We start from the raw sequence: 15,878 nt of genomic DNA, 5'->3' as shown, positions 1-15,878 counted from the left end.
GGACAACCAGCGATCGAAAGAACGACTCACCGCCGGAACGCCCACCGCAGCTCCCTCCCTCGAGGGTTTTCCCCTGCTTCCGTGAAATGCCGAAGCCCGTTTTAGAAGCCTGTCCCTTGGAGCAGCGCGTAGTGGAGGGGGCGGGAGCGATTCTGTAGAAGCGAAGCGTTCGCGTTTGTCATCGGATGTTTCCCTATGAAGGGGAAATCCAAAACGATCCGAGGACAACCAGCGATCGAAAGAACGCCCCGCCCCCGGAACGTTCACTCGCAGCTCCTCCCCCCACATTGGCTTCTAATCCCTGTGCTTAGTCAATGAACCCTTCCATGGTAGCCGTCGGCATCATATTCGACTGCCAAGCGCCTTTGCCGTATCCACCGTTATAACCAGGGGTAGCTTGCGGCTCCCAGTAAAATACACCTTTCCCTTTTCCACTCGGCAAATTACGAATTTGATTTTTCATCGCTGCAACAAAGGCTTTACCTGCTGCCGCCTGATTATTGTCCATGCCAATTTCAGAGATCATAATTTCTTTACCATAACGATTGATCAGATCCTTCGCATTGTTCACCGTGTTGGTTACCGCAGTATTCCAGCCGGAAGCGGAAGGATAGAGAGACATGGCGATCATATCAAAATTAGCTCCGTTGTTGATCAGTCCACCGATGTTCCAAACAAACAGGGCATTATCATCGCCACCAGCCAGATGTACAATCGTTTTCGTGCCGCTGCTGATGGATTTTACAGCATTATGTCCTGTGTTCACGAGCCATGCATAGTTCTTCATGTTCGTTGAAGCTTTGCCATCGTCCCATAACATGCCGTTACTCGTTTCGTTACCAATCTGTACCCAATCTGGGGTTACACCCTTGCTTTGCATAGCGGTCATGACTTCACGAGTGTGATTCCAGACAGCATCCATTAATTGCTGGAACGTATAGTTTTTCCAAGCTGCGGGTTTGGTTTGTTTGCCTGGATCTGCCCAGGAATCGCTGTAATGAAGCGTCAGCATTACACTCATGCCTGCGTTTTTGGCGCGTTGTGCGAGAGAAGCAGCGCGGTCTTTATTCATGTAACCGTTACCATAATCATTCGATGGATTAACGAAAACCCGGATTCGAACGGAGTTAATCTGGTAATCTTTTTTCAGAATATCAATGATGTCTCGTTGTACTCCGTTTTTATCTTTCCACTTGTAGCCTTGAGCTTCCATACCGGGAACCCAACTGATGTCGGCTCCTTTGGCAAAACTGGGTGCAGCGCTGGCGTGCTGGCTTGAGGGCAGTAAGATGGAAGTGAAAGTGAATACCATGACCCAAGCCAGCAGAATGCTCATTCTTTTGAAACCCCTTACATTTTTGGACATTACGACATGCCTCCTCGATATAAGTTGAGATGCATCCTCATTATAGTCTTATGAGATCATACGGCTAAAGGGTCGATTTCCAATATTTTGGTTGTTTTCTTAACCTCTAAAATCGTTATGTTCAATAGGTATGTTTCGATCAATTATAAGAGACAAAACAAAAAGCCGTCCGAAGACGGCTTTTCTACCCGTGGCGCTTTTTTAAACATTGATCCGTATCCCGCGCCTCCATCATCATCCAAATTATTTGGAAGTTGTGGATCGGGTAAGGGACACGTTCAACATGTGATTAGATATGTTGACGCACCTCCTTTCCTTGTGGGAAGAGTATACAACATACTATTTCGAAATGCTAGTCTTTTTTTTCGTATTTGCGCAAAATTATTTTTCAGTTTGAAACATGGTTGTTTCCCTTGCATAATGGCTCTTCGTTCCGTTTTCGTTGCGAATCCGCACACTGTCATCACTGATCTGCTCGACAATGCCGCGGCCGACTTCACAGTATACACCGGCAGGATCTTCTTGCCATGCAATGACTACACATTGCGACAGTGCCGCAGTGAAAAATTCAATGTTTTTTTGCAATGTTCTAGGTTTGTTCGATTTCATGAGATACTCCTTTAAAATAGCTTAAATTTGGAATAAAAACGACAGCCGATCAAATCACACTGTAGTTCACTTTACCTTGTCTAATGTTCTTTGTAAAGGGATGGAAAAAGTTGCGCTCATGAGTTATCATTTACATAAATTTAACAATACGTTAACATTCCGATGACGCTTGGAGTCGATTACGAATAGTACAATCATAGTAGAGTTCGAATTAGAATTGACATGCATCACATTCGGAGGCCACACATGCAGAAGGATATTAGAACGGGCAATTATGTTAATCGTGATTTAAGTTGGATTGAATTTAATCGGCGTGTGCTTCAGGAGGCTCAAGATCCCACTACACCGATGCTGGAGCGAATGAGGTTCCTTGGTATCGTTGCCAGCAATCTGGATGAGTTTGTCAGTGTGCGACTTGCAGAGACGAAGGAAAAGATTAAGGCTGGATTCACGCAAAAAGATTTTACAGGATATACCCCTTCGGGGCTGTACCGCAGATTGATTAAACGAACCGGGGCTATGGTCGCGGAGCAATATAAAACGTACCGTGAGCTCATTCGCCTTCTCGCGAAGAAGGGTGTGCACATCCAGGAGTATGTGGATCTTAATGTGACACAGCAAAAGGCTATGGACCAATACTATCATGACATTATTTTTCCGATACTGACACCCATGGCCATCGACCAGAGCCGGCCGTTCCCGCTGGTTCACAACAAGTCGGTGTATCTTTCGATTATGCTGCAAAAAGAAGACGAACAGAAAGATGAGCCATTTATGGCCATCGTGCAGGTACCATCCAATCTTCCTCGGATCGTGAAAGTGCCCCTGCGGGCCAACAGCAAGAAAAAAACATTCATTCTAATTGAAGATTTAATTAAACATCATGTGCATACCCTGTTTAGCGGATATGTATCGCTGGCTGTACAGGAGTTCAGGGTGACTCGAAACGCGGATCTCTCCATTAATGAAGAGGAAGCGGAAGACTTGCTGGAAGCCATTGAAAAAGAATTGCGCCGCAGACGCCGCGGGGCTCCTGTCAGACTGGAAGTGTGCAAGGATTTCCGTAGTGACGCACTGAAGGAGCTGCAAGACGAATTTGAGATTCAGGACCCGATCTTTGAAATCGACGGACCACTTGATCTCAGCTTCCTGGGCGGATTTGTAGATAGCCTTGAAGGCTTCTCTCATCTAAAGTACAGTCCTGTACAACCAGTGTATCCGCCTGAGTTTCTGCCAAGGGAGAGTCATTTTGAGTTGCTGCGCAGACGGGATGTTTTGGTCCATCACCCCTACGAATCCTTTGAACCGGTAACGGATTTTATTCTGGAAGCTTCGGAAGATCCACAAGTATTAGCCATTAAGATGACGCTCTACCGAGTGAATGGTGATTCTCGACTTATTCCGGCGCTCGCTCTCGCAGCAGAGAGTGGAAAGCAGGTTACCGTCGTTGTAGAGCTAAAAGCCCGATTTGATGAAGAACGGAATATTGCTTGGGCACGTAAATTGGAGAAAGCAGGTTGTCATGTTGTCTATGGTCTCGTTGGGCTGAAAACACATGCCAAGATCATCCTCGTTGTACGCCGGGAGCAGCAAGGACTGCGACGTTACGTTCACGTCGGTACGGGCAATTACAACGAAAGCACGGCTAAAGTGTATACGGATGTGGGTCTGTTCACCTCTAACCCGATCATCGGGGAAGATGCTTCTGAACTGTTTAACGAGATTACTGGTTATTCCGGTCCGAAGGCATTGCAAGCATTTCGGGTGGCGCCAGACGGGATGAAGGACGAGCTCTTTGCACTGATTCAGCGGGAGACAGAGCATGCCTTAAAAGGTAAACGTTCCCGTATCATTGCCAAGATCAACTCCCTATCTCATCAGGATATGATTGATCAACTATATGTTGCCTCTCAAGCAGGGGTGCAGATTGATCTGATTGTCCGTGGGGTGTGTTGCCTACGTCCTGGCGTCGAAGGGCTCAGTGAGAATATTCGCGTAATTAGCATCGTAGATCGCTTCCTTGAGCATTCACGGTTGTTCTATTTCGAAAACGGAGGCAACCCGGACGTCTTCATTTCTAGCGCAGACTGGATGTCGCGGAACCTGAACCGACGTATTGAGCTAATGTGTCCCGTATTCGACCCTTCATTAAAAAAGATGCTGGTGGATATTTTGAATCTGTCGCTGAATGATAATGTGAAGGCCAGACAGCTTATGCCAAACGGTAATTATATATTTGTAGAAAATGAAAAACCCCCGCTGAGAAGTCAGACGGAGGCGATGGGTATTATCCCTTGGAAGCCTGCTGAATGGAGTGTTTTAGCGTAACTCCCCAGGCTTCCTGCAGATCTTTGATGGCATCTTCTAAGCCGTTCAGTTCCAATAAAGGCTCGTCTGTACAGGTCAATGTAACCTGCAGCGAGTCTTTTTCTTTGACTGCGTGAATGGCGGTAATGCTCTCCGCACGGTTGATCGCTTCGGCTGCACGTAGCAGGGAGCCAATGCGATGAGCATGCTGCTCGTCGGAATCTTTCAGAATGTCCGCATGCTTTTGCAACAATTGAGGTGTTCTCTTTTTCGGATGATAGTCGGCCGCAATCGCACTAAGAATAGTTTCTCTATGGGAGAGACCATAGATACTTGCATTCATAATCCAGTATGCTGAGTGCTGTGTGTACCGGAAATAGTTAATCTGTTTGCCAGCCACATGCAGCATAGAGGAGGCGTACAGGATTCGCTCGTCAGATGGGTCAGGTTCTGCCTCCTGCACGGCGGTGTATAGGATCACTGCATCCTGATGAATCCGATTCAGACGTTTTGCTGGAATGGGCGGACCGTAATGAAGAAAATTACGGATGCTGTCCTTCAGTGCATCTGGTGCCGAAGGTTGACCTGATGCTAGGTAATCCCTTAGTACTCCGTCACGAAGTCCGGCTCCGCTGACAACATAACGATCGCCTTGGATGATGCGGAAGATCGTTCGCAGAATCAGCACGCCCGGTACAATAATATCGGCTCGATCCTTGGCAAGACCAGGGACCTTTTTGCGTTGGGCTGAAGTAAGGGAGGGCAGCGAACGAGCGATATTTTCCATTGCCTCTTCTCCCATTTCATAATGATGTGTCACAGGAAGAGAGTATTGTGTGCGCTTTTGCTCTACTTTTGCAAGTGTACGCATCGTTCCGCCTAGTCCAATCAAAGGTAGGCCCGGGTGTTCTCCGATCCAATCCAGTCCGTGTAGTGCTTCAGTGACGTCCCTGCATAGTGCATCTTGATTGGCTTCTGACCATTGATCCTCGCCTCCATAACGGGCATGTGAGTTTACGGCACCGATCGGCAAGGAAACGCTATGTAATCTTTCGCGATTGCGGAATACGGTGATCTCCGTGCTACCACCCCCGATATCAACCACAAATCCATCCGTTAGTTCAATGGACTGAATGACGCCCAAAAATCCATAGTATGCTTCCCGATCACCAGAAACACATTCGATCGTAAGTCCAGTTGCACTCTCCAGCCATGCTATAATCTGTGCCGCATTGGTCGCATTACGAATTGCTGCTGTCGCTGCAGCTCGAATCAGCTCGGTCTCATATGCCTCACAGATGGTTTTGAATTGCCGCAAGATAGTTATCGCTGTCGTTAAGGACGACTTCTGAATAGAGCCATCCTGTTCCACAACTCCACTAAGCCGAGCAGCATACTTGTCTTCATGAATAATGCGGTACGCTCCATCGTTATTCACTTCATAGATTACTAGACGGATGGAGTTCGAGCCAATATCAACAATTCCAAGTGTTTTATTACGTGTCATAAGCATCTCCTTCTACAGAGGTTCATTTACCCGTAGCGCAGCAGGGCAGCCATGGCTTCTGGTGAGCCCGGAGGCGTGGCAGAGAAGGGCGTTGTCAACAAAACGACGATGATAAAGACGATGAAACATGCAAATATAATACAACTCAGGGCGAAGCCGCGATTACGTTTTTGGATAAACAGACGAATACCAGTCACGAAGAGCAGTGCCGTCACCGCGACGAGTACAATGGATATTGCGACATAGGCTACACCGTAAAGTGATTTAAAAAATGCTTCCATGTCTTCTGAACGCTCCTTAGATCTTCATTTTTTGCCAATACAAATCATTCTTTAGTAGCATACGACAGATTGAAGCGTTTGAAAAGCGACCACTATTGTCCTGAATTGCTTCTAATGAAGCGGGGCATGTTCCATAGAAAAGAGGCCCCTGCCTTGGACAATCATCCAAGAATACCATCCATGGGTTGAGTATGTATAAGGAAGGACGATGATGTAGAGAGAGGAGATCAACCCATGTCGAGACAGTTAGCAAGTAAATGGAGAAAGACTGCTGCGTTAATGAAATATCCGGTGGCTGCTGTTCATATTCCACAAACAAAGGCATTTAATTCAAGAAATCTGTTATACATGCTACAGCGTCATGGAATGGTATTTATTAAACCCATTGTAGGCGGCGGAGGATATGGCGTGATCAGAGTATCCAGAAGCGGCAATATCTACAGGTATACACATATGCAGGTGAATCGTTCATTCACAAGCTTTACACAAATGTATCGTTCCCTGGTAAGGGTGAAGGCCAGAAGAAAATATTTGATTCAGCAAGGGATTCATCTTGCGACCATCGATGGCAGACCTGTGGATTACAGAGTAAAGGTGGTTAAAACTGAGCATGGCTGGGTATTCCGCTCGTTGGTCGGAAGGCTTGCGCGTCCAGGTTTATGTGTAACGAATCTGAGCAAGGGGGGCACGATGCTGTCTGGTAAGAAAGCACTGGCTTTATCGCTACCACACATTGCTAACCGATATAAGCGACATGAGATGCGCTCGTTAACTTTGAATTGCACACACATTATGGAAAGCCAGTTCCCGGGGATCGGCCAGCTAGGATTCGATTATGGATTGGATCACTCGGGCAGGATTTGGATTTTGGAAGTGAATACAAGACCACAATGAAGATGACTGGAAAACTAAAGAAATAACAGAAAAAACCGATAGTATTAACAAGAAGAATTACAGGCGAGTGTTTGAAATATCTGAGCTTTGGGTAATTTTATTGGAGTATTCTTGGAAAATATGAAAATGGGTTCCTAAAAAAATATTTATTCATTGTTCTAGTAGGATAATCATAAGGTCCTGTGTATAAATAATATCCACATTATCCACTGTTATATAATCTAAGTTTTTTCCAATTATCAACAAACTATACACAGGATTTCCACATATTGTTGTGGATAACAGGAACGCTTGTTCTCTTTAAGGATCTCTGATATGATAGTTTTGAGGAAAATAAAGGAAAGGTTGTGGCGGGAAATGGCTATGTTATCCGATGAGATGTTGTTGGATTCCTACCATAAAGCGATCGAACTGGATCTCGAACGAGATTTCATCGCGCTGCTTTTGGCAGAAATTCATAAGCGCAAACTGGATACCAACGTATCTGCCATTCTTCACTAGAGATCCTCATTGCAGGCAATGTTACTCGTTTCCGGACAAGTCCCATAAAGATACAGGCAGCAGCAAGCTTGTCTGACAATGGTGACAATACATCAAGTGATTACAGATGCTCTTGGTTTCGTCTGTCATGTCAGAGCAGGCTTGAAGTTCATAAGGGCTGTATGGTCCGGTGTAGTCGTCCAATTTGCCGCATTCTGAAAGTCCCTGAAGGCAGTGGGGACAAGCCTGCTCCGGTACAACCAGACCGTTACACAGCGGGCATATATAAGACAAGGGTATCCCTCCTGATCATGAGTTTGTTCAGGAGTAAGATACCCTTTTTTGTATCATTTTATCGTATCGTTGTCCAATTAGCGCTTCATGTTACTGCTATGTCCAGGTGATAACTTGGCATCTGGATCGAAGTATACTTTCGCATTGTTCACCGCAGTTGGAGCTTCACCGAATCCAACAGCGATCAGTTTCAATTTGCCAGGATATGTCGTTATATCGCCAGCAGCAAAAATGCCAGGAATAGACGTTTCCATACGCGAGTCCACAACGATAGAGTTATTCTCAATCTCGATTCCCCACTCCGCAATCGGCCCGAGAGATGATACGAAACCAAAGTTAACAATAACATCATCCACTTCAATTTCTTGCGTTTCTTTGGTTTTTACATGAGCAAGAGTGACTTTCGTGATGGTGTCATCTCCATGAAGTTCCGCAATTTCGGTTGGGGTTACCACGTTAACTTTGGAATTCATCAGGTTTTCTACACTGTGCTCATGCGCACGGAACTTGTCCCTGCGGTGAATCAGTGTCACTTGCTCAGCAATTGGCTCCAACATAAGAGCCCAGTCTACAGCAGAATCTCCGCCACCACTGATCAAAACTTTTCTACCAGCAAAAGCGTTTAAATCATTGATGAAGTAATGCAGATTGGTTTTCTCGAACTTTGCTGCACCTTCAAGTTCAAGGCGGCGAGGTTCAAAAGCGCCAACCCCAGCCGTAATGATAACGGCTTTGGCATGATATTCATTCTCATCGGTCTTTACGATGAAATGCTGTTCTTCTTTTTTCTCCACAGACACCACTTTCTCTTCCAAGCGGATGTTAGGATTGAAATGGTTCATCTGCTCCATCAGGTTATTGACCAGTTCCTGAGCAGTGACTTTAGGGAAACCAGCCACATCGTAAATGTATTTTTCGGGGTAAAGAGCAGCAAGCTGTCCACCAAGCTGTGGCATACTTTCAACAAGTGTAACAGACGCTTGACGCATACCTCCGTAAAATGCAGCGAACAGGCCCGCAGGACCGCCGCCAATAATAAGCAAATCGGTCATTTCATGACCGGAATTCTGTGCAGTCAACAATCAACAACACCTTTCTTATTTTAATAGGTAGAGACCAGAATTTATTTTGCAAATTACGTCAAATAATCTGCATAGTGCTCAAACTGTCTTTCCTATTATAAACGGTGTAATCTGGGTTGCAAAGTTAGCTGGATCACGAAATCAAGAATAAATGATGAAGTTCTGGTGAGAAAAGGATGAAATTGGAAATGAAAGGTTATGAAAAATAACAAAAACTCTTGATCTTTGCGAGAAATACAGATATCCTTGACCTGTACTATGTGTAATTTTGGTCCATTTAAAAAGATGACGTTAGGTTCAGACAACCTCTGCGCTTTGTGGAAACTTGTGGTTAAATTCACAACTAAAAGCGATAATATGCGGATAAAAGCTCTAAACCATACATGAAGTTTACAATTTTCGTCATAATGGATAAGACCTCCACAATACTTGTAAGTAAGAGCAATTTGCATTCCATCTGATCCAGAGGGGAAGCGAGCGAAACCGGAAGGAGTACAGATATGAGCAGCATTCCCAAAATTGTCATTCTCGGAGCGGGATATGGCGGGATTCTGACAGCCCAGCGGCTGCAGAAAGAGCTAAATTACAACGAAGCTGATGTCACATTAGTGAATCGGCATGATTACCACTATATTACAACCCATCTACATATGCCGGCAGCAGGCACGGATAAAATAGAGCACGCAAGAGTGTCTATTTCCAAACTGATTGATGAGTTCAAGATTGATCTCGTGAAATCGTCAGTGAAAGAAATACGTCTTCAGGACCGTAAAGTCATACTGGAGGATGGGACGCTGTCCTATGATTACTTGATTATTGGACTGGGTGGGGAGCCGGAGACCTTCGGTATACCAGGGATGCTTGATTATGCGATGACCATTCGCAGCATCAACTCCGTGAGGCTGATTCGGGAACACATTGAATATCAATTCGCAATGTACAAAAATGATAATAAACGAAATCGTATTCGTTTTGTAGTAGGCGGAGCTGGCTTCAGTGGAGTTGAGTTTGTCGCTGAACTGGCTGATCGAATTCCGCAGTTGTGCAAGGAATTTGATGTTGATCCAAAACATGTACATATTTATAACGTCGAAGCTGCGCCTTCTGCGCTACCAGGGTTTGATCCGGAGCTTGTGGAGCATGCAATGAGTGTGTTGAAGAAAAAAGGCGTGACATTTAAAATCGGTGTTCCGATCAAGCAATGTCTTCCTGATGGCGTTATAATTGGTGAAGGCGAAAAGATTGAAGCAGCCACAGTGGTATGGACTGGTGGTATTCGCGGGAACTCTTTACTTGAACAGGCTGGTCTTGAAGTGATGCGCGGCCGTGTGAAGGTGGATGAATATTTGCGTGCTCCCGGGCATGAACATGTGTATGTTATTGGGGACAATTCTCTTGTATTTAACAAGGATGGCAAACCTTATCCACCGACAGCACAGATTGCGATGCAGCAGGGTGTGAATTGTGCCAAGAATATTGTGGCTGCCATTCGTAACAAGCAACCTCAACCTTTCGAGTTTACCAGCAAAGGTACCGTAGCTTCTCTGGGTAAAGGGGAGGCCATTGCCGTCGTTGGCGATAAGAAGTACAAGGGCTGGAAGGCAGCTCAGCTGAAAAAACTGGTGGATCTGCGCTACTTGTTCATTATCGGAGGTATTCCGCTAGTCCTGAGGAAAGGACGGTTTTTCGGATGAGACATTGCAGTGTTCAGGTTCGCGGGTTATTAACACGTGAGGAACTGGATCGATATAATGGTTTGATGCAAGTAGGGGGTTATTTGGAGGAACAGAATCAATATGACCTGGCCTACATCGTACAGAAAGAAGTAGATATTCTCATTCTGCCCGCAATTGAGCGTCTAAAAGAGAAGGGGCGCGACCGTGATCGCGCAACTGCCGAGTTTCTCGAATCTCTGAAAGCGGTTGATGAAGGGGAGCAGGATTGAGATTTCAGTTAGTTGAAAAGAATAGTTTACACTTATACACTTCAATGACAGAATAATCTTTCAATCGCTGTTATCCCCAAATTTTTTGATTCCCTTTTGTTAAAGGGAAAAATTCGGTGATAAAGGCGACCGCTTCGCTTTTCCATTTTATTTCTGTCCTCTCCGTTTTGGTGTAAACAATTAGATTAACTAAAATAAATCTAAATCAAGCTTAAAGTGATATAATTCTTAATCAGCAAAAAATCACCGCGGAGCAATACGTACGGCGGTGATTTTTTGCTGTAACGAAAAAAAAATCGTCCAGCCTACTTCAATGGAAGGCTGGACGATTCTTGCATGTATACAAAATTACAGTTTCAACATCTCTTCCAGTGAACTTTCATTCAGCAGGCTGCCTACGTAGAACGAGCCGAATTCGCCATAGCGTGCACTCACTTCATCAAAACGCATCTCATACACCAGCTTTTTGAATTGAAGTGCATCATCTGCAAACAGAGTTACCCCCCATTCCCAATCGTCTAATCCGACGGAGCCGGTAATGATCTGTTTCACTTTACCTGCATAGCTGCGACCAATCATGCCATGACTGCGCATCATAGAGCGGCGCTCGTCCATAGACAGCATGTACCAGTTGTCCGTCAACTCACGCTTTTTGTTCATCGGGTAGAAACAGATGTATTGCCGCTGTGGCAGCACGGGTTTAAGGCGGGCAACAATTTCCGGATTTTGCATCGGATCTTCGCCCTCTTTACCGAGATAATTACTCAGTTCAACGACACTCACATACGAATATGCTTTCGTTGTATATTTAGCAAACGTTGTTTTGTTGAAAGCGTTCTCTACTGCTTTTAGATCTTCCAGCGTCTCGCGCAGATGCATCATGACTAAGTCTGCTTTCTGGCCTACTACGGTATAGACAACGGTACTGCCTTGGGAAGTTTCCTCAACGTTTTTCCATTCGTTCCAAAACTCCTGAAGCTCGTCTAGAGCAACAGCACGCTCTTCATCATCCGCCGCTTTCCAAGCAGTCCAGTTCATCGAGCGGAAATCATGCAGGGCATACCAGCCCTCTAGGGTTGATGCAGCTTCGTTCATGGATATTATTCCTCCTGCAGGTTGTATTTCCAAATCCCGGTAGGGATGGTTTAATGCTTTATCGTTATATTGTATCCCATCACGAAGCAGAAGGGCAAATGATCTTCTCATGAAAACGGTGAGATTTCTCTAGAAAGTTCGTTGCTTCGCCACATTTTTTGCGGTAAACTTACTACTATCCAGAAGAGATAACCGAAAGTGTGAAAGAAGAGGTGATCGTTAGCCGATGCAGTTTATACCTGTCCTCGTATTAATGGTTTTATTCTTTGTTATGATGTTTGGTATCGGTTTCATTTTGAATATGCTGATGAAGACCACTTGGTTTCCTTCCTATTTGTTCGTGATCGTTATTTTGCCTGTGGTGGTATACTCCTTGTGGGATCATTCGTCTACGCTGGTGTCACATCTAGGGTCATTTCAGCTGGTGGATTACATGACAGGGGTAGCAGGTCTGGCGGGTGCAGTGATCAGTGGCTGGACGATTCAGAAGTTGCGTCTAGGTGGGTATCGTATGTTCTAATGGCTGAAAGTGAAGGCATATGTTGCCTTGACTCTAAAAAGTCTTGTCTTGATGCAAGCGCTTACGCATGCAGAGGGAAGGCTTTTTTGCTGTGAACAACGTTAGGTGGAAATGTTTGTCCACTTGTTTCATATGCATAGATCAGGACAGATTTAAGCGATTTGCGCTTGTAATCTTGGACTGCAACTTATATAGTACTCTAGCAACACTGTGGAATGATTCGCTAGAAAATTCGCCCAACTCTGCGAAAACGTGAACGATGTCGACCTAGGACGAAACGGAGCGAGAACGGGGACGTTTTTTACCTGTTTTTGAGCATTTGAGGATCAGACATTTATGATAGAATAGAAAAACAACCTTTGGGGAAGAAGGAGATCAGGCTATGCGCATGAAGAATTTACATCATTATACTGAACATCATCGCTACTGCGTATACAGGGAGTTTGGACTAAGCGCCCTGGACGATCGCATGCTTACAGGAGCTTACCAGCCTATGGTAGGTGCTTTTGCGATTGGCTTGTATCGGCTGTTATTTCAGCATCTTCCCGGGGAACAGGTCGGTTACTCCACGCTTGAACAGCAACGGAGGCTATTCATGACATTGGGGCTGGAACCCAGTGAGAAAGGCCGTAAATATTTAGTCGAACAGGCGTCCAAGCTGGAGGCAGTGGGCCTCCTTCAGACATCTCGGGTTTATATTCCGGAAAATGATGATTATATCTATGAATATGAGCTGCAGCCGCCGCTCTCGCCAGCAGAGTTTTTCCGCACACAGCATTTGACATTGCTGCTCCGAGACAAAATTGGCAAGTTTGCCGTGCTGTCCCTGAGAGCTGGCTTTTCGGCAGTTGAGAACGGGGACGCGCCTTATGTCACAGCTAATAAAGAGAATATTTCAGTTCCGTTTTACGATATATTTGAACTTAATACCCATGTCATCGACTATGAGCTGGAGCAGGCATTATCCGAAGTGTCCACCTCGGCGCAGCGAACAGGAACAAATGATGCGGCCGAAGAGAACACACTGAATTACGCCGATATCATTTTAAGATTCCCGCGTGAGTCTGTGAACCGTCGTTATGTGGAACAGCTTCGCTTTGATCACGAGCAGCTCGGAATCGTCAATTATGTGGTGAATAAGTATAATCTCAGTGTGCAGGATGTATGTCGCTTGCTTGATGAAGATGGTGTCTTTAGCCCGCAAGGGCAGCTGCTGCTGGATGATCTGCAACACAAGGCGAGTATGCAATTCAGACAGACGAAGAAACGTCAGGAACAGCAGACGGTACAAGCCGCCAAGGTGGTTGCTCTGCGGAAGCATATGGAGGAGCCACAGTCATTGGAAGAATCTGCTGAGCCGCCAGTGGAGCACGTTGTACAGATGGAATATTATGTCGAGGTGCCGCCGCAATTTGCTACCAAGTGTGATATTCATCAATACAATATGATGCTACGTAATGAGCCGTATACACGATTGTTGCAGACCTTTTTTCCAGGAGCTGTGCCAGATAATCTGGTTGATATGTTCGAGAAAATTGATTTGAGCTACAAACTGCCTGGTGAAGTCATCAACGTATTGATTCATTATCTAATGGCATTGCTTGTATCCGGTGGAGAGCAACGGATTAACCGTAACTTTGTAGAGGCGATTGCCTCTAATATGCTGTTAAAGCAAGTGAATACGTATGAGAAAGCTGTGCAATATATTCGTGATCAGGCGAAAGTGAAAGGCAAACAGGCTGCAGGATCAGCTGGAACCCGTACCCGTACATACGGCAAAGGAACCAAAGCTAAACCTGAAATTCCGATTGTACAAGACATAACCCAAGATGGAGACGACGTCTCGGAGGAAGAATTCGAAGCGATGATGCGTTTTGCTCAGGAGATGCAAGCAAGCAAGCAAAAAGGCACATTATAGTTAAGTTGTCGTATACGTCATACAGGCGAGTCCCTTGTGAGAGGCGACTCGTCTTTTTGATAGGATAGTAATCTACTAGACACAGTGTTTTTCCAAATCTATCAGTTGAGTTATTGTCTGCTTTTCTATAGAATGAACAGTACGATGATTGAACATTAGGCGGATAAGGATGTCCCATATTCAATGATATCGATTACTTCAAAAGGGGGCTTGAAGCCATGGAATCCTTGGGAGGACTGCTTCAGCAGCTGAACCCTTCCTTTCGTGAGCAGTCGAAGCGAATTATGGCGGATTTGCTGGAAGACCCATATGTGCGTGAGTTCCGTGCAGGTCATCCCGAACTGAAAGATGCACAGCTCATGCCTGATCTGAGCAAGCTGTTTCAGTATGCCAAAGATTCGAAAAACTGCGCGAATTGTCCGGGACTGGACAACTGTCCCAACGATTTTCAGGGTCATTTTTGCAAACTGGAAGTAGAGAACTTCAACGGTAAACCCGAAATTATAGATATTAAAGCACCTTGTTCCAAACAGATTGCTAGGCAGAACGAGCATATGATCAAACAGCGAATACGCAGTTTCTATGTGGATGAGCGTGCACTTAGTACCGGATATAATGATGTGGAGATTATGGGCAAGGATCGCATGCGTGCGCCAGCAGTTAATCAAGTGCTTCGTTATATCAGCGAGACTAAGGCCAACGGACTTTCAACGCAAGGGCTATATCTGGAAGGCTCATTTGGAACCGGCAAAACGTTTCTCATGTGTTATCTGCTACACGAACTCGCGGTTGCAGGTCATACAGGTGTCATCATATATATGCCTGACTTTGTAGAAGATTTGAAGTCCATGATCAGTGAGGGTCAGAAGCTGAAAGAAATGACAGACATTTTGAAAAGCTGCGATCTACTCATTTTTGATGATATTGGTGCGGAGAATCTTAACCCGTGGGTACGGGATCATGTGATGGGTTCCATTCTCAACTATAGGATGAATCGCAAGCCAACGTTCTATACGTCCAACTACAACCTTGAAGGGTTGGAGAAACACTTGAGCTTCACGAATCGGGATGGCGAGGAAACAAACAAAGGCCAGCGTCTGATGGACCGAATTCGCCCATTTGTCGATGTGATTCAAGTTCGTGGAGAGAATCAGCGGGGCAAACGTTAAGACTTCGAAGATTACTGTTTTCTCTCCATGTCGATGCTTCTAATTGCTCAAATAAAGGACTCTCGATGAGTCGAATCGCATCCATGCAACGTATTGAATTATCTTTGAATCAAAAAAGCCTGGCTTTCGTACTAATGCGAAAGCCGGGCTTTTCTGGTGTGCGGAGCCTGAGTAAGAACTCTGAACATCCTATTCGGTCAGGAATTTGAAAATAACCATACCAAAGAAGATGACAGTCATCAGACCGCCCATACCGACAACGCCCATAACCAGATCGAAGAGATCGTTACGAGGCTCCTCGTTCACATGTTCGCGCGGGTCGGTCATCCGAATATTAGCGTCCATCGTATTGCCTCCTTTGAAGATTGACAGCTTGGCCTGCAAGCAGGGCTACAATCTGGAGTAATTTTA

Annotated in this window: 17 protein-coding genes; 8 read left to right on the top strand and 9 right to left on the bottom strand. The window is 45.4% G+C overall.

All coding sequences use genetic code 11. The annotated features are described in order from the left end of the window. The 3 genes from PQG66_RS19165 to PQG66_RS19155 form a co-directional block, all read right to left on the bottom strand. On the bottom strand, positions 1-267 hold a 267-nt coding region (locus PQG66_RS19165; protein ID WP_272039411.1), incomplete at its 3' end, for a hypothetical protein. 40 nt (positions 268-307) lie between these two features. Next, the gene (locus PQG66_RS19160) at positions 308-1,366 is read right to left on the bottom strand and encodes a glycoside hydrolase family 53 protein (RefSeq protein ID WP_442955130.1); all 1,059 of its coding nucleotides are present in this window, start codon (positions 1,364-1,366) and stop codon (positions 308-310) included. A gap of 381 nt (positions 1,367-1,747) precedes the next feature. Continuing rightward, a complete protein-coding gene (locus PQG66_RS19155; protein ID WP_272039410.1) occupies positions 1,748-1,975 on the bottom strand; it encodes a hypothetical protein in 228 nt (75 codons plus the stop codon). 246 nt (positions 1,976-2,221) lie between these two features. Here PQG66_RS19155 and ppk1 point away from each other — a divergent pair, with 246 nt between their 5' ends. Then, on the top strand, positions 2,222-4,303 hold the full coding sequence (gene ppk1, locus PQG66_RS19150; RefSeq protein WP_272039409.1) for a polyphosphate kinase 1: 2,082 nt from the start codon (positions 2,222-2,224) through the stop codon (positions 4,301-4,303). On the opposite strand, the gene PQG66_RS19145 is transcribed toward ppk1, so the two are convergent. Together PQG66_RS19145 and PQG66_RS19140 are read right to left on the bottom strand one after the other, a co-directional pair. Continuing rightward, positions 4,263-5,789, bottom strand: coding sequence for a Ppx/GppA phosphatase family protein (locus PQG66_RS19145; RefSeq protein WP_272039408.1), 1,527 nt, complete (start codon positions 5,787-5,789; stop codon positions 4,263-4,265). The two genes, ppk1 and PQG66_RS19145, sit on opposite strands and share 41 nt — an antisense overlap. A 26-nt stretch (positions 5,790-5,815) precedes the next feature. Further along, entirely contained in the window at positions 5,816-6,070 is a 255-nt protein-coding gene (locus PQG66_RS19140; RefSeq protein ID WP_272039407.1) for a hypothetical protein, read from the bottom strand. A 234-nt stretch (positions 6,071-6,304) separates the two neighbouring features. On the opposite strand from PQG66_RS19140, the gene PQG66_RS19135 reads away from it, so the two are divergent. Together PQG66_RS19135 and PQG66_RS19130 are read left to right on the top strand one after the other, a co-directional pair. Continuing rightward, on the top strand, positions 6,305-6,964 hold the full coding sequence (locus PQG66_RS19135; RefSeq protein ID WP_272039406.1) for a YheC/YheD family protein: 660 nt from the start codon (positions 6,305-6,307) through the stop codon (positions 6,962-6,964). A 357-nt stretch (positions 6,965-7,321) separates the two neighbouring features. Beyond that, entirely contained in the window at positions 7,322-7,465 is a 144-nt protein-coding gene (locus PQG66_RS19130; protein WP_111269493.1) for a sporulation histidine kinase inhibitor Sda, read from the top strand. 21 nt (positions 7,466-7,486) lie between these two features. Here the strand turns inward: PQG66_RS19130 and PQG66_RS19125 are convergent, their stop codons facing one another. Both PQG66_RS19125 and PQG66_RS19120 read right to left on the bottom strand, forming a co-directional pair. After that, positions 7,487-7,738 (bottom strand): hypothetical protein, encoded by a 252-nt coding sequence (locus PQG66_RS19125; RefSeq protein ID WP_272039405.1) that lies wholly within the window; start codon positions 7,736-7,738, stop codon positions 7,487-7,489. A gap of 77 nt (positions 7,739-7,815) precedes the next feature. Beyond that, the gene (locus tag PQG66_RS19120; protein ID WP_272039403.1) at positions 7,816-8,817 is read right to left on the bottom strand and encodes an NAD(P)/FAD-dependent oxidoreductase; all 1,002 of its coding nucleotides are present in this window, start codon (positions 8,815-8,817) and stop codon (positions 7,816-7,818) included. A gap of 503 nt (positions 8,818-9,320) precedes the next feature. Between PQG66_RS19120 and PQG66_RS19115 the strand changes: the two genes are divergently transcribed. Beyond that, the gene (locus PQG66_RS19115; RefSeq protein WP_272039402.1) at positions 9,321-10,514 is read left to right on the top strand and encodes an NAD(P)/FAD-dependent oxidoreductase; all 1,194 of its coding nucleotides are present in this window, start codon (positions 9,321-9,323) and stop codon (positions 10,512-10,514) included. After that, a complete protein-coding gene (locus tag PQG66_RS19110) occupies positions 10,511-10,765 on the top strand; it encodes a hypothetical protein (RefSeq protein ID WP_272039401.1) in 255 nt (84 codons plus the stop codon). Before PQG66_RS19115 ends, PQG66_RS19110 begins: the two co-directional genes overlap by 4 nt. A 348-nt stretch (positions 10,766-11,113) precedes the next feature. Here PQG66_RS19110 and hemQ read toward each other — a convergent pair whose 3' ends face one another. After that, positions 11,114-11,860: a hydrogen peroxide-dependent heme synthase gene (gene hemQ / locus PQG66_RS19105; RefSeq protein ID WP_272039511.1), complete on the bottom strand. Its 747-nt coding sequence runs from the start codon at positions 11,858-11,860 to the stop codon at positions 11,114-11,116. A 226-nt stretch (positions 11,861-12,086) separates the two neighbouring features. Here hemQ and PQG66_RS19100 point away from each other — a divergent pair, with 226 nt between their 5' ends. From PQG66_RS19100 to dnaI, 3 genes are all read left to right on the top strand, one after another. Then, on the top strand, positions 12,087-12,380 hold the full coding sequence (locus PQG66_RS19100; protein ID WP_272039400.1) for a YuiB family protein: 294 nt from the start codon (positions 12,087-12,089) through the stop codon (positions 12,378-12,380). 382 nt (positions 12,381-12,762) lie between these two features. Continuing rightward, on the top strand, positions 12,763-14,298 hold the full coding sequence (locus PQG66_RS19095) for a DnaD domain protein (RefSeq protein ID WP_272039398.1): 1,536 nt from the start codon (positions 12,763-12,765) through the stop codon (positions 14,296-14,298). Between the two features lie 218 nt (positions 14,299-14,516). Next, positions 14,517-15,467: a primosomal protein DnaI gene (gene dnaI / locus PQG66_RS19090; protein ID WP_272039396.1), complete on the top strand. Its 951-nt coding sequence runs from the start codon at positions 14,517-14,519 to the stop codon at positions 15,465-15,467. A 189-nt stretch (positions 15,468-15,656) separates the two neighbouring features. On the opposite strand, the gene PQG66_RS19085 is transcribed toward dnaI, so the two are convergent. Next, entirely contained in the window at positions 15,657-15,812 is a 156-nt protein-coding gene (locus PQG66_RS19085) for a YqzM family protein (protein WP_272039395.1), read from the bottom strand. Positions 15,813-15,878: the final 66 nt, after the last annotated feature.

The organism is Paenibacillus sp. JJ-100 (genome assembly GCF_948329825.1).
Taxonomy (GTDB): domain Bacteria; phylum Bacillota; class Bacilli; order Paenibacillales; family Paenibacillaceae; genus Paenibacillus.
The sequence above is the reverse complement of the archived record's forward strand: the minus strand, read 5'-3'. Positions and strand labels throughout refer to the sequence as shown.

Excerpts from the sequence above, each read along its gene's own strand:
- PQG66_RS19085 (WP_272039395.1), bottom strand. The coding sequence starts at position 15,812 with ATGGACGCTAATATTCGGATGACCGACCCGCGCGAACATGTGAACGAG.
- PQG66_RS19135 (WP_272039406.1), top strand. The coding sequence starts at position 6,305 with ATGTCGAGACAGTTAGCAAGTAAATGGAGAAAGACTGCTGCGTTAATG.
- PQG66_RS19155 (WP_272039410.1), bottom strand. The coding sequence starts at position 1,975 with ATGAAATCGAACAAACCTAGAACATTGCAAAAAAACATTGAATTTTTC.
- PQG66_RS19145 (WP_272039408.1), bottom strand. The coding sequence starts at position 5,789 with ATGACACGTAATAAAACACTTGGAATTGTTGATATTGGCTCGAACTCC.
- ppk1 (WP_272039409.1), top strand. The coding sequence starts at position 2,222 with ATGCAGAAGGATATTAGAACGGGCAATTATGTTAATCGTGATTTAAGT.
- PQG66_RS19115 (WP_272039402.1), top strand. The coding sequence starts at position 9,321 with ATGAGCAGCATTCCCAAAATTGTCATTCTCGGAGCGGGATATGGCGGG.
- PQG66_RS19140 (WP_272039407.1), bottom strand. The coding sequence starts at position 6,070 with ATGGAAGCATTTTTTAAATCACTTTACGGTGTAGCCTATGTCGCAATA.
- PQG66_RS19110 (WP_272039401.1), top strand. The coding sequence starts at position 10,511 with ATGAGACATTGCAGTGTTCAGGTTCGCGGGTTATTAACACGTGAGGAA.
- PQG66_RS19130 (WP_111269493.1), top strand. The coding sequence starts at position 7,322 with ATGGCTATGTTATCCGATGAGATGTTGTTGGATTCCTACCATAAAGCG.
- PQG66_RS19160 (WP_442955130.1), bottom strand. The coding sequence starts at position 1,366 with ATGTCCAAAAATGTAAGGGGTTTCAAAAGAATGAGCATTCTGCTGGCT.
- hemQ (WP_272039511.1), bottom strand. The coding sequence starts at position 11,860 with ATGAACGAAGCTGCATCAACCCTAGAGGGCTGGTATGCCCTGCATGAT.
- PQG66_RS19095 (WP_272039398.1), top strand. The coding sequence starts at position 12,763 with ATGCGCATGAAGAATTTACATCATTATACTGAACATCATCGCTACTGC.
- PQG66_RS19100 (WP_272039400.1), top strand. The coding sequence starts at position 12,087 with ATGCAGTTTATACCTGTCCTCGTATTAATGGTTTTATTCTTTGTTATG.
- dnaI (WP_272039396.1), top strand. The coding sequence starts at position 14,517 with ATGGAATCCTTGGGAGGACTGCTTCAGCAGCTGAACCCTTCCTTTCGT.